The 12,895-nt window shown below is 71.2% G+C and carries 12 protein-coding genes; 6 read left to right on the top strand and 6 right to left on the bottom strand.

Annotated features, from left to right (window positions below):
* Positions 1 to 17: 17 nt before the first annotated feature.
* Positions 18 to 989, bottom strand: coding sequence for a transcriptional regulator (locus EP28_RS13010; RefSeq protein ID WP_049984422.1), 972 nt, complete (start codon positions 987 to 989; stop codon positions 18 to 20).
* Between the two features lie 201 nt (positions 990 to 1,190).
* On the opposite strand from EP28_RS13010, the gene EP28_RS13005 reads away from it, so the two are divergent.
* Positions 1,191 to 2,585 (top strand): tRNA(Ile)(2)-agmatinylcytidine synthase, encoded by a 1,395-nt coding sequence (locus EP28_RS13005; RefSeq protein ID WP_049984421.1) that lies wholly within the window; start codon positions 1,191 to 1,193, stop codon positions 2,583 to 2,585.
* 31 nt (positions 2,586 to 2,616) lie between these two features.
* Here EP28_RS13005 and EP28_RS13000 read toward each other — a convergent pair whose 3' ends face one another.
* Together EP28_RS13000 and EP28_RS12995 are read right to left on the bottom strand one after the other, a co-directional pair.
* The gene (locus tag EP28_RS13000; protein WP_049984420.1) at positions 2,617 to 2,844 is read right to left on the bottom strand and encodes a DUF7543 family protein; all 228 of its coding nucleotides are present in this window, start codon (positions 2,842 to 2,844) and stop codon (positions 2,617 to 2,619) included.
* A gap of 23 nt (positions 2,845 to 2,867) precedes the next feature.
* Positions 2,868 to 3,056, bottom strand: coding sequence for a hypothetical protein (locus EP28_RS12995; protein WP_049984419.1), 189 nt, complete (start codon positions 3,054 to 3,056; stop codon positions 2,868 to 2,870).
* A 207-nt stretch (positions 3,057 to 3,263) separates the two neighbouring features.
* Here EP28_RS12995 and EP28_RS12990 point away from each other — a divergent pair, with 207 nt between their 5' ends.
* The 3 genes from EP28_RS12990 to EP28_RS12980 all read left to right on the top strand — a co-directional run bounded on the left by EP28_RS12990 (position 3,264) and on the right by EP28_RS12980 (position 5,391).
* Positions 3,264 to 4,463: an aminopeptidase P family protein gene (locus EP28_RS12990; RefSeq protein WP_080506155.1), complete on the top strand. Its 1,200-nt coding sequence runs from the start codon at positions 3,264 to 3,266 to the stop codon at positions 4,461 to 4,463.
* Between the two features lie 71 nt (positions 4,464 to 4,534).
* Positions 4,535 to 4,831, top strand: a complete 297-nt coding sequence (locus EP28_RS12985) for a DUF5789 family protein (protein ID WP_049984418.1) — start codon at positions 4,535 to 4,537, stop codon at positions 4,829 to 4,831.
* Positions 4,832 to 4,938: 107 nt separating this feature from the next.
* Positions 4,939 to 5,391 (top strand): DUF302 domain-containing protein, encoded by a 453-nt coding sequence (locus tag EP28_RS12980; RefSeq protein WP_049984417.1) that lies wholly within the window; start codon positions 4,939 to 4,941, stop codon positions 5,389 to 5,391.
* An 82-nt stretch (positions 5,392 to 5,473) separates the two neighbouring features.
* Here the strand turns inward: EP28_RS12980 and EP28_RS12975 are convergent, their stop codons facing one another.
* The 3 genes from EP28_RS12975 to folP form a co-directional block, all read right to left on the bottom strand.
* Positions 5,474 to 6,544 carry an NAD(P)/FAD-dependent oxidoreductase gene (locus tag EP28_RS12975; RefSeq protein ID WP_049984416.1) on the bottom strand — a complete coding sequence of 357 codons (1,071 nt, stop codon included), beginning with the start codon at positions 6,542 to 6,544 and terminating at the stop codon, positions 5,474 to 5,476.
* 178 nt (positions 6,545 to 6,722) lie between these two features.
* Positions 6,723 to 8,159 (bottom strand): DHH family phosphoesterase, encoded by a 1,437-nt coding sequence (locus EP28_RS12970; protein WP_049984415.1) that lies wholly within the window; start codon positions 8,157 to 8,159, stop codon positions 6,723 to 6,725.
* Between the two features lie 36 nt (positions 8,160 to 8,195).
* Positions 8,196 to 10,904: a dihydropteroate synthase gene (gene folP / locus EP28_RS12965; protein WP_049984414.1), complete on the bottom strand. Its 2,709-nt coding sequence runs from the start codon at positions 10,902 to 10,904 to the stop codon at positions 8,196 to 8,198.
* A gap of 111 nt (positions 10,905 to 11,015) precedes the next feature.
* On the opposite strand from folP, the gene EP28_RS12960 reads away from it, so the two are divergent.
* Together EP28_RS12960 and EP28_RS12955 are read left to right on the top strand one after the other, a co-directional pair.
* Positions 11,016 to 12,107 (top strand): ABC transporter ATP-binding protein, encoded by a 1,092-nt coding sequence (locus tag EP28_RS12960; RefSeq protein ID WP_049984413.1) that lies wholly within the window; start codon positions 11,016 to 11,018, stop codon positions 12,105 to 12,107.
* A complete protein-coding gene (locus EP28_RS12955) occupies positions 12,104 to 12,859 on the top strand; it encodes an ABC transporter permease (protein WP_049984412.1) in 756 nt (251 codons plus the stop codon). Before EP28_RS12960 ends, EP28_RS12955 begins: the two co-directional genes overlap by 4 nt.
* Positions 12,860 to 12,895: the final 36 nt, after the last annotated feature.

Below are 12,895 nucleotides of genomic sequence, written 5' to 3'. Positions count from 1 at the left end.
CTCGCAGCCGACTGTTTTCAGGCCTCTGAGGGGGCCGCCGCGCGGTCGCGGATGAGTTCGCGGATCTCCTCCGGGTCGGAGATGCCGGCGAGTTCCTCACAGGAGACGAGCGCGGTGCCGTCGACCGATTCCCGCCGCTCGTCTCCCTCCGTGAAATAGACGGACCGCGTGCGCGCTACCTCGCCGATCGACGACATGATCCGGGCGCGCTTCTCCGCGGCCGGCGTGAACGTCGAGTGGCCGGTGAGAACGCGCGTCACGGCGCTGCCCTCGTCCTCGGAGACGGCCTTGAACGGGGCCCGCGCCGTCGGGTGGACCGTGAATCCCGCCTTGGTGAGCACATGGACGATGTGTTCGTCGTCGGGATCGGTGTCGGGTGCCGCGGGCGTCGGGTCCGAGTCGCGGACCTCCTCGGCCCCGTCGAGGACGTCGACGGGGCTTGAGAACGGCTCGTCGAACAGCTCTTCGAGCTGGATCGCCACTTCGATGGAGGCGTTCATCCCGTCCTCGTACTTCGAGACGGTTCGACGGGAGACGCCGAGTTCGGTCGCGAGCCGACCGAGCGACCACCCGCGCTCCTCGCGCTCGTCGGCCAGCAAGTCGCCGTCGAGGCTGACGTACAGCCCGCCGGGGGCCGCGTAGATGAGCGGTGGCATGCCCTCCACGAACAGCTCGTAGGCGGTGTCCGGGTTGATCACTGGGACGCCGTGTCGGAAGTAGACGACGCCCGGCTTCAGGTCCTCGTCGCGCGTTCGGATGCCGATCACCATCGGCGTCGCCTGCAGATACTCGCCGAGCCGCCGCATCTCCGCGCCGGTCGCCGCGTCGAGGGCGTCGACGTTGCCGAGAATCTTCAGTAACAGCAGGTCCTCGTCGCGGCGCGCCGCCACGTCGAAGCTCTTCGGCCGGACCGCACACCGGTCGCTCACGCGGAACCCCGCGTCCTCCAGCATCGCGGTGACGTTCCCGATCAGCGCAGTCCGGGACATAGTCGAGACAAGCGGTTCGGCGTATATATGCGTTGTGTCAGTCGCGCCCGCTCGAACGCGCCGCTCGCTTGCGATTTTGCTTCGGTCGCCCCCGGTAGCATTATATATTCGACCCGCGCCGCACGCGCCGGCGCGCCAGCGACTCGCGTCGCCGACGGCCCGCCCCGAAACCGGTTTGTCTGCGAGGGAAAAATCACGGGTATGGCCATCGTCGCCGTCGACGACACCGATTCCCGCGAGCGCGGCATGTGTACGACGTACGTCGGCGCGCGCCTCGCCGAGCGCCTCGCGGCCGCGGGCGGTCGGGTCGAGCGGCGGCTCCTCGTTCGGCTCAACCCGGCCGTGAAACACAAGACCCGCGGGAACGCCGCCGTCGCACTGCACGTCACCGAGATCGACGCCGACGAGGTGTTCGAGGTCGCCGCGGCGATCGTCCGCGAGTTCGCGGTGCCGGCGGATCCCCGGACCTCGCCCGGCCTCGTCGTCGCCGACGTCGATCCCGCGGCGATCCCGTCCGACGTCGCGGCGTTCTCGCGGCGGGCGCTGCGACACCGGATCGGCCTTGCCGAGGCCCTGTCGCTCGCGGACTCCCACGGCTACCGTCACGCCGCCTTCGGGACGGGCGGCGCGGGTGACGGCGACGAGGTGGCCGGGCGCGGTCGCATCGGCGCGCTCGCCGCGGTCGGCGCGCAGGCGGCGTTCGACGACCGGACGGTCGAGCACATCGCGTACCGGGAACTGGACCGCTGTGGAACGCCCCGCACGGTCGACGCAGAGAGCGTCTTCGCCGCCGCGGACGCCGCGTACCCGACCGTCTGGGACACCGTCGATCGCGGCACGGGCGAGGTCGTGTGCGTCCCCAACGCGCCGGGACCGATCCTCTACGGGATCCGCGGGGACGACGCCGCGGCCTGTCGGGAGGTTGCCGCGTCGATCGAGAGCGAACCGGTCGCACGCACCGAGACGTTCCTGACGAATCAGGGCACCGACGCACACCTCGCGTCGGGGACGCTCGGGACCCTCCGAGACGGCGCGGGCTACCGCGTCGACGGCGTCGTCGTCACCGACCCGGAGACGAAACGCGGCGGACACGTCCACGTCGACATCACAGACGGCGGTGGCGGCGCTGGCGGCGGTATCGACGGCACCGACCTCGCGGACCGCGGCGATGCCGACGGCGACGATCACCTCCGCTGTGTCGCCTTCAAGCCGACCGGTCGGTTCCGCGATCGGGTCCGCGCGCTCCGACCGGGCGACCGCGTGACGCTCTGCGGCGAACACGAACGCCGGGCGCTGCCCGATCGAGCGGACGAAGCGGGGACGCTGAAACTGGAGAAGTTCGCGGTCCGCGACCTCGTCCGCACCGAGAAAGCGGTTCCAGTGTGTCCCGACTGCGGGCGGTCGATGTCGTCCGCGGGACGGAACCAGGGCTACCGCTGCCGCGACTGCGGGACCACCGCGTCCGGGAAAGTCGACCGCGAAGTCGACCGCGCGCTCGAAGTCGGTTGGTACGAGGTTCCGCCGAGCGCTCGGCGGCACGTCGCGAAACCGCTCGTCCGCGGGGGGTTCGACGCGCCGACGCACCCCGAGCGGTAGCGGAACGGGTTGCCGACGCGGGTCGCTGCCGTCAGTCGAGGTCGAACGCCGCCCGCCACTCGGCGGCCCGGTCGAGGGCCGCCTCGCGCGAGCCGATCCGCTCCCGCTCGTAGGTCGACTCGTCCGCCGCCTGCTCCATGACGTCCAGCCGGACGACGAACTCGCCGTCGCCGCGCTCGCGGACCCGCACCGTCGCGTACCCGTCCGACCGCTCCCATTCGGTGACCACGTCGTCTTCTCGGCCGAGCGTCCAGCCCATACCGGAACCGGTGGTTCCGGCGGCTAAAGCGGCGCGGTTCGGCGGTCGGGTCCCAGCGTGGCCGACCCCGGCGCGGCCGAGTACGCACACCTCGGACAGACGGCGTATCCGAGCGCGTCGTACGGCACCGACGCCGACGGAGCCGTCACGTCGCACTCGGGGCAGTCGAACAGCCCCGCGTCGGTCGCCTCTGATTCGTCTGTCGCTCCCATGCCCCAGTGTACCACGAACACCGACATAAGTATGTGTTCTTTGAAACTATCTCTGTGTGTGGGAATCGCCACTCTCAGGCCGGGAGGCGAGTGCGCATTCGTGTCTTGGGGTCACTCGTTGCCGCCCTCTCCCGGCGACCGAGACGGCGGGGAAGCCGACAGACCGGCGACCGGGGCGTATATCCGAACGCCGAGCGGAGGGCCAGTATGACCGGGGAGAAGGGTGCGGGCGGCGAGACGGGTACGGGCGGCGAGGCGGGAGCGGATGGCGGAGCCGAGACGAAAACGGCGGCAGACATCCATGCGACGCGACGTGATCGCGCGGCCGACCGGCTCCGCGAGGCCGACGCCGAGGGTCTGATCTGTTTCCCGAGCCGCAACCTCCGGTACCTCACCGGGTTCACGGCGGAACCCGACGAGAGACACTTCTTTCTCGTCGTACCGGCGGCCGATCACTCCTGTGACGGACCGGTGTTTTTCGTTCCGGCCCTGTACGAGAGCGACGTCCGATCGGAGACGACGGTCGCGGACGTGCGGACGTGGGCGGACGGCGACGACCCGGCGACCGCCGTCCGCGACCTGCTCGCCGAGTGCGGCCTCCGCGAGGGTCGGCTCCTCGTCGACGACACCATGTGGGCGACGTTCACGCAGGACCTCCGCGCGGTCGCGCCGGACGCGGCGTGGGGGCTCGCGAGCGAGGCGCTCGCGCCCCTCCGCGTGCGCAAAGACGAGACCGAACTGGCGGCGATACGGGCGGCGGCCGCGGCCGCGGACGCGACCGTCGGCGACCTCCGCGACCTCGGCGCGGACGCGGTGGGGATGACGGAGGCCGAACTCGCCGACTGGATCGTCGACCGCATGGAGGCACACGGCGGTCGCGGGACCGCCTTCGGTCCCATCGTCGGATCCGGGCCGAACGGCGCGAACCCGCATCACGGCCACGGCGATCGCGAGATTAAGGCTGGCGAGCCCGTCGTGTGCGACTTCGGCACGCGAGTCGACGGCTACCCGTCCGACCAGACGCGGACGCTCGTCTTCGGCGGCGACCCGCCCGCGGCGTACGCGGAGGTCCACGAGGTCGTCCGCGAGGCGCAGGCCGCCGCGGTCGACGCCGTCGAGCCGGGCGTCCCCGCCGAGGCCGTCGACCGGGCGGCCAGAACGGTCATCGAGGACGCGGGCTACGGCGACGCGTTCGTCCACCGGACCGGTCACGGCGTGGGGCTCGACGTCCACGAGGAGCCGTACCTCGTCGCGGGCAACGACCGGCGGCTGGAGCCGGGGATGGTGTTCTCCGTCGAGCCCGGGATCTACCTCGACGGGCGGTTCGGCTGCCGGATCGAGGACCTCGTCGTCGTCACAGAGGGGGGTTGCGAGCGACTGAACGACACCGACCGCGGCTGGCGCTGACCGACGAGACGGGCGAACCCGCCCGGAACAGCATCGAAACCATTAGTGTTGCCGGAACGGAACCGGCGGGTATGAGCGACACCGACGAGGCCGAGGAGGCCGAAGATGTCGAACCGGCCGTCGAACTCGGCGATCGAGTGGACGTGGCCGGCGAGCCGATCGCGCGCGTCGCGTCCCGGCTCACGTGGCCCGCCACGCGAAGCGACGTGGCGAACCAGGAGGGCGACGCCGCGATCCGGACTCCGGACGGTCCGCGCGACCTCGACGACGTGCTCGCGGACGCCGAGGTCCCGCTGTTCGAGAGCCGGAGCGAGTTCGTCGCGACGGTCGAAGAGCTGGTGGGTCGCGGCCCGGTCGCGACGGAGTAGTTGGACTGCGAGCCGCGGTCGTCGCCGATCGCCGACCGATGACCGCCGAGCCCGGGTCTCGGCCGCCCCGCCGCGGGCTTTTTATTCGGCCGATGCCGACTCTACTCATGGCGATCCCCTTCGATCCGCACGAAATCGACCCCGAAGCGTACGGCGAGACGACGGCGACGCTGTCGACCGACCACGAGTCGGCGATCGAGCGCGTGCGCGAGGTGTGCGTCGACGCCGGGTTCGGCGTCCCCGTCGAGTTCTCTCCGTCCGAACTGCTGAACGAGAAGGTCGATGCCGACCGCGACCCGTACTACGTGCTCGGCGCGTGCAACCCGGCGGTTGCGGACCGCGCGCTCGACGCGACCGACGGCCGGATCGGCGGACTCTTTCCCTGTAACATGGTGATCCGTGAGGTCGAACCGGGCGAACAGGAGGTGTACCACGTCTCCATCATGAAGGTCGCTCGTCTGCTCGGACTGCCCGTCGACGACGAGGCGATGGACGGGATCATCGATGACACCGGCGAGATGGTCGCGGCCGTGTTTGCGGAACTGGACGCCGACGAGTGAGAACGAGATTTTCGCAAAGCGGTGTGGCGATGCGTCCAGTCGTGCGTGTGCGTATACGCGATGGACTGACGACGAAGACGACCTAGTCGTCCGCGGTCGCCGCGTCGACCTCGGGCTCGTATAACTCGCCGGCGCGCTCCCGCTCGGTGAGGTACTCGTCGGCGTCGAGCGCGGCTTGACACCCCATCCCGGCGGCGGTAACCGCCTGCTGGTAGTGGAAGTCGACCACGTCGCCCGCGCCGAACAGGCCGTCGACGCCCGTGTCGGTCTGGTCACCGCCGCGGCCGCCCTCGGTGATCAGGTAGCCGTCGTCGTCGGTCTCGACCCCGATTCCCTCCAAGAAGTCGGTGTTCGGTGTGTGGCCGATCGCGAAGAACACCGCGCCCACGTCAAAGTCGTACTCATCGACCTCGTCTGCGGTCGCGTCGTCCTCCAGTTTCTCTTTGGGGTGGCCGCCCGGGTGCTCGACCAAGGTGACGTGGTCGACGCCCTCTTCCGGCGTACCGTGGATCTCGGTGAGTTCGGTGTTCAACAGAAGCTCGATTTCGCCGTCGTCGACCTTCTCCATCGTCCGGTCGATCCAGACGTCCTCGGCGCGGAACTCCTCGCGACGGTGCGCGATGTAGACCGTGTCCGCGAACTTCGTGAGGAAGTTCGCCTCCTCCATGGCCGCGTCGCCGCCGCCGACGACGAGCATGTCCTCGCCGCGGAAGAACGCGCCGTCACACGTCGCACACGTCGAGAGGCCGTACCCCATCAGCTCGTCTTCGCCCGGCACGCCGAGCGTTCGCGCGCTGGCACCGGAGGCGGCGATCACGGCGTCCGCGGTGTAGACGTCGCCGTCGGAGAGTTCGACTCGGAAGTGACCCGCGGGTGCCTTCGAGACGTCCTCGATGATCCCGTTTCGGGTGTCCGCGCCGAACTTCTTCGCCTGCTCTTTCATGTTGTTGATGAGGTCTGGGCCGGAGATCCCTTCGGGGAAGCCGGGATAGTTCTCCACGTCGGTGGTGAGCGTGAGCTGGCCGCCCGGCTCGTCGCCCTCTACGAGCAAGGGGTCGTTGTTCGACCGCGCGGCGTAGATCCCGGCGGTGAGCCCGGAGATGCCTGTGCCGGCGATGATCAGTCGGCGGTGTTCGACGGGGTCGTCGGTCATACGTCGACATTCGCCGTCACGAAGTATGTAGGTTGCGCCCTCGGGCGCGCCACCCGGGATAGCCGGGTTTCTGCGGGCGTCGCCGCGTCGTAATCGCACGGTTACCGCGTCGTAATCGCACGGTTACCGCGTCGTAATCGCACGGTTACCGCGTCGTAATCGCCCGGTCGCCGCGCAGTCAGTCGGTCGGGAATCCCGGCACCGGTCCGCTGGGTGGCGACGGCGCATCGTCGAGCGCCTCGAAGAACCGCCCGGCGACGAACGCCTCGACGACGTCGGTCAACGACTCCGTGTCCGACACCTCCTCTAAGATGCCGAGCGGGACCTGCGCGCCGGCCATGCTCGCGTGGCCGCCGGCGGACCCGACGGGGTCAAGCGCGTCGCGGAGCAGTTCGCCGACGTCGAGGTCCGCGCCGCGGGCCCGCGCCGAGCCGTAGATCACGCCGTCCATGTAGCCGAACACGAACGTCACCGCGATCCCGTCGAGATCGAGGAGGCGTTCCGCGGCCTGCGCGAGCGTGTCGCGGTCGGCTATCTCGCCGACACAGGAGGCGACCGTCGATCCCCGAACGTCGCGTCGCTCGATGGCGCGCGCGATCACGCGGAGCGTCTCCGGGCTCACGCTCGGACTCTCGACGCGTTCGAGCGTCGCCTCATCCGCCTGCGACGACAGCGACGCCGCGGCCTCGAAGTCGGGGATCGACGTCGACCGCGTGAAATCTTTCGTGTCGATCCGGATCCCGTACAACAGCGCGGTCGCGAGCGCCCGGTCGGGCGTGATCCCGATCCGCGAGAGGTACGACTCGATCAGCGTGCTCGTCGCGCCGACGTCGGGTCGGATATCGACGAACTCCCCGGCGACGGGGCCGCGCGGGGGGTGGTGGTCGACGACGATGTCGACGGGGTGACCGTCGGGGAGGCTGTCGTTGATGCCGGCGCGCGAGTGGTCGACGAGGGCCACGCCGCCGTAGTCGTCGAGGTCGATCTCGTCGACGGTCCGTAACGACAGATCGAGTAAGTTCACCATCGCGCGGTTCTCCTGATGGGCGATCTCGCCGCCGTAACAGGAGTCGGCCGAGACGCCGGCCGACTCGGCTATCCGCGCCAGCCCGAGCGCGCTCGCGATGGCGTCGGGGTCGGGGTTGTCGTGTGCGACCACGAGCAGCGGGCCGGAGAGGCCGCGGAGCGTGGACAGCAACCGGACCGGCTCCTCCGTGGCGTCAGCGCCCGTCGCCTCCACGACGCGTGCGGCGATGGCCTCCACGGGGTCGACGACGCGGTCGGCGACCGCGTCGAGGGTTGCCCGCTGGTCGGACGTGGGGTCGTCTCCGACGTACGCGACGATCGTCGCGTCGGGGTACCGGCTGCTCGCGGCGCGCGCGGCAGCGACGTTGCGCGCGGGATCGTCTCCGGCGACGAAGACGACCGCGGCGTCGGCGGGATACGCGGACCGGTCCGTCGGATCCGCCTCGACGACGGCGACGTTCCGGTCGCGGAGCGTCGACGCCCATCCGCTGTCGTCGGTGACCGCGACGAGTTCGTCGCGGTCGTCGCGCGTCCGTTCGACGAACTTGTTCCCGACCGCGCTACAGCCGAGCAGCAGACGCCGGGTCATACACTCGCGAGGGAGTCGGGAATAAAAACGCTGCCGTCATTCGTCGGGGTCGCTGCCGGTTGGGTCGTCGACCGAACCGTCGGCGTCGGTACGCCCGTCCGAACTGGGCGCGTCGACCGGACCGTCCCGCAGCGCTCCGCCGACCGCCGCGGCGACGTCGACGGCGGCGCGGTTCTCGCCCACGTCGTGAACCCGAACGATGTCGGCCCCGCGGTCCGCCGCGAGCGCGGTCGCGGCGACGGTCGCGTGCTCGCGGTCGTCCGGACCGCGGCCTATCGCGCCGTACATCGACTTGTGCGAGTGGCCGATCAGGACGGGGCAGTCGAGCGCGGCGAACTCGCCGACGCGGTCGATCAGTTCGAACGCCTCGGCGGACGACGTATCGAAGCCCAGTCCGGGGTCGACGATCACCTTGTCGCGGTCGATTCCGGCCGTCTCCGCCAGCGCGAGCCGCTCTCTGAGCGCGGCGATCACGTCGTCGACCGCGTCGTCGTACTCGGGATCGTTCGTCGGATCGACCGGCGCGTCGAGGCTGTGCATCACCACGACCGGACAGCCGGCGTCGGCGACGACCTCGCGCATCTCGGGGTCCGAAAGTCCGGTCACGTCGTTTATCAGGTCCGCGCCGGCGTCGAGCGCGGCCGCCGCCACGGCCGGTTTCCGCGTGTCGATAGAGACGAGCACGTCGCCGTCGGCGACGGCCGGCACCGACTGTATCGCCTCGACGATCGGGACCACCCGGTCTATCTCCTCTTCGACCGGCACCGGCTCCGCGCCGGGACGCGTCGACTCGCCGCCGACGTCGACGATGTCGACGCCCGCGGCGACCATGCGCTCCACGCCGGCGACCGCGTCCTCGCGACTCGCGTGCCGACCGCCGTCGTGGAACGAGTCCGGCGTGACGTTGAGAACGCCCATCACTGCGGTGCCGTCGATCCACGGGTAGTCTGCCGCGGTGGCGGTCGCGGTGTCGGCGTCGTCGGTCGCGGTGTCGGCTGTGTAGTCCGTCGGTCGGGTCGTTTCGTATCGAATCTCGAGCCGGTCGGCGATGTCGGCCGCGATGCCGTCGAACTCGCCGTCGTGACCTAGAGCGGCGGAGCCGCCGTCGCGGGTAGCGGAGCCGCCGTCACCCCCGATTCGGTCGAGTAGGTCTCGGAACTCCGCGACCGTCCCGGCCAGCGTGACGGGCACGCGCTCGCCGCTCGGGACGCGCCCCTCGCCGGCACCGAGGCCGCCGATGACTGCGTCGCCCCCCACGGCCCGGATCGCGGCCGCGATCCGGGCTGCCCGGTCGCCGCGCAGCCGGAGCGCGAGGACGCGGTGGTCGATACCCGCGACGCGCTCCTCGGTGACGGCCGGAGGGACGCCCGTCGCGTCGAGCGCGCGGGCGGCGTCGCGCTCGCCGGCGGCTCGCCGGGGCGTCACGGTACGGAAGCGGGCGGCGCGGGCCTCCGCGACCGCGAACAGCGACCCGACGAGAAGCACGCAGTCGTCGGAGTCGGCGCGGGCGACGGCGGCGTCAAGCGCGGCCGCCACGTCGTCGCCGCTCGTCACCCGGTCGACGCCCGCGGTCCGGAGGGCGGCCGCGAGCACGTCCGGGTCCTCGGCGCGGTCGAGGTCGGGCCGGCAGGTGACCGCGGAGGCGGCGGGAGGGAGCGCGCCGACGGCGGCGACGTGGTCTTTGTCGCACATCGCGCCGTACACGAGGTGGAGGTCGTCGTAGTCGTACTCCGCGAGCGTCCCCGCGAGCGTGTCGCAGGCGGCGGGGTTGTGCGCCCCGTCGAGCACCGTCAGCGGCGCGGTGTCGACGACCTCGAACCGCCCCGGCCACGTCGCCCGCGCCAGCCCGTCGCGGAGAGCGGCGTCGGGGATACCGTCGCCGTCGCCGACCGCGCGCGCCGTCCGCTCGGCGAGCGCCGCGGCTATCCCGGCGTTCGTCGCCTGATGCGCGCCCACGAGCGGGATCCGATACGTGCCGGTGCGCTCGCCGTCGAGCGTCACCGCGGCGTCGCTCGGGCTCACGCGGCCGCCGTAGGCGACGGAGAGGTCGGGGCCGTCGGGGGCGGCCGCGCCGCCGCCAGCGCCCGCGACCGTCGCGACCGGCGCGCCGGCCTCGGCGGCGACCTCGCGGACCACGTCGAGCGCCTCGCCCTCGCAGGCGGTCACGAGCGGTGTCCCCTCGCCGGCGATACGGGCTTTCGTGCGGGCGATCTCCGCGACCGTGTCGCCGAGCACGTCGGTGTGTTCGAGCGAGACGTTGGTGACCGTGGTCGCGACCGGGTCGACCGCGCTTGTCGCGTCGTACTCGCCGCCGAGCCCGACTTCGAGCACCGCGACGTCGACGTCGCGGCGCGCGAACTCCCGGACCGCCATCACGGTGACAACCTCGAAGAAGGTGAGCGGTTCGCCGGCGGCCGCGCGCTCGACGAGCCACGGTTTCGCCTCCGCGACGAACTCCGTGACGGCGTCTTCCGTCATCTCCAGCCCGTCGACGCGGACCCGTTCCGTGAGCGCGGAGAGGTGCGGTGAGGTGTAGAGTCCGACCGAGAACCCGGCCTCGCGTAGGATCGACTCGGTCATCCGGGCCGTGCTTCCCTTCCCGTTCGAGCCCGCGACCTGCACGAACGACACCGCGTCCTCGGGGTTTCCGAGCCGATCGAGCAGCGCCGAGACGCGCTCCGTCCCCGGCTTGACCGAGAAGCGGCGGAGGTCGAAGAGGAACGCCGCCGCCTCGTGGTAGTGCATACACCGTGGGTCGACTCGGCGTCGCTTAGGCGTAACGGACCGGGGCGGTTGGAGACCGGTCCCGCGCCCGAAGAGCAATCCTTACGCGCGCGGGCGATTGACATCTCTCGCATGAACGAGACGGTGGCCGCGACGGAGGTCGCGGCGGGAACCCCGACCGACGCCGCGGACGGCGAGCGGGCGTCGACGAGCGCCGATCCGGTCGTCGTCGCCGAGGGTGTCCGGAAGTCGTACGGCGACGTCGTCGCGCTCGACGGCGTGGACCTCCGCGTCGAGGCGGGTGAGGTGTTCGGCCTCATCGGCCCCAACGGCGCGGGGAAGACGACGCTCGTCCGCGCGCTGACGGGGACGACGGCGGCGGCGGGCACGCTGGAGACGTTCGGCGTGCCGCCGCGCGAGGTGGACCCCCAGCGGATCGGGCTGCTCCCGCAGTCGTTCGACCCTCCGGAGCGGCTGACGGCGAGCGAGCTCGTCAACTACTACGGCGGGCTCTACGACGCCGCGCGCGAGTCCGACGCCGTGCTCCGTGACGTGGGCATGGCGGACGACGCGGACGCGTGGTACGAGACGCTCTCGGGCGGCCAGAAGCGTCGAACCTGCGTCGCGACCGCCATCGTCAACGACCCCGACCTCCTCTTTTTAGACGAGCCCACGACCGGGATCGACCCGGCCGGGCGGCGGTCGATCCACCGGCTGATAGAGCGGCTGGCCGACGACGGGACGACCGTCTTCCTCACGAGCCACGCGATGGACGAGATCGAGCGGCTCGCGGACCGCGTCGCGCTCCTCCGCGACGGGGAGGTGGTCGCCGTCGGACCGCCGGACGAGCTGATCGCGGCACACGGCGGCGAGCCGCGGCTGGACGTGACGATAGACGGAGACTCGGGTGACGCGGCTGCCGAGGCTGTCACCGCCGCGCTCGACGGATCGGTCGCCGCTTCGGTTCCGGGAGACGCGGCGGTGGAACCGACCGACGACGGTCTCCGAATCGTCGGGATCCGGCCCGAAGCGATCGGTGACGCGGTGGACGCCCTCGACGCGGCGGGGGTCGCCTTCGCGTCGCTCGCGTGGTCCGAACCCTCGCTCGAAGACGTGTACCTGCGGCTCACCGGCGAGGAGTACTCGCCGCGTGCGGAGGCGGTGACGCCGGACGGGAGCGAGGACGCTGGAGTCGACGGATCTGCCGCGGGGGTCGACGGATGAGCCGGATAGCGCGGATCGGCACCGAGGCGACCGCGGCGGCGCGGTCGTTCCTCCGACGACGGACGGCCGTGTTCTTCACGTTCTTTTTCCCCGTGATATTAGTGGTCATCTTCGGGGCGTTGGTTCGGACGCAGCCGACCGGCGGCGGCCTGTTCGCGGAACCCGCCGGGTACTACATCCCGGGGTATCTCGCCGTGGTCGTTCTCTTCACGCCGCTCTCGCGGGTCGGCTCCGAGATCGCTCGCCACCGCGACGGCGGCCGGTTCGAGAAGCTGGCGACGACGCCGCTCTCGCGGGGCGAGTGGCTGCTCGCGCACACGATCGTCAACATCGGGATCATCGGCGCGGCGAGCCTCCTGATCTTGGGACTCGTGCTCGCGGTCACCGACGCGACGCTCGCGGTCACGCCGGCGCTGGCTGCGCTCCCCGCGTTCGTCGCCGTCGCGGTCGCGCTGTTCTGCGGACTCGGTGCGATCCTCGGCGCGCTCTCGGACTCACAGGACGGCGTGATAGCCGCGAGCAACACCGTCGCGCTCCCCCTGCTTTTCCTCTCCGAGACGTTCGTCCCGCCCGCGCTGTTGCCGGACTGGTTCCTCCCCGCCGTCGCCGCCTCGCCGCTGACGTACTTCGCCCGCGGCACGCGGGCGATCACCTTCGACGGCGGCGCGTGGGCGGGAGATCTGGCGGTGCTCGCAGCGCTTGCGGTCGGGTTCCTCGCGGTCGGCGCGTACGCGGTCCCGCGGACCGACTGAGACTCGCCTCCGGTCGCCCGAAAGCCGGCCATTTAT

Origin of the sequence: Halorubrum sp. BV1 (assembly GCF_000746205.1) — an archaeon.
Lineage (GTDB): Archaea > Halobacteriota > Halobacteria > Halobacteriales > Haloferacaceae > Halorubrum.
The sequence above is the reverse complement of the archived record's forward strand: the minus strand, read 5'-3'. Positions and strand labels throughout refer to the sequence as shown.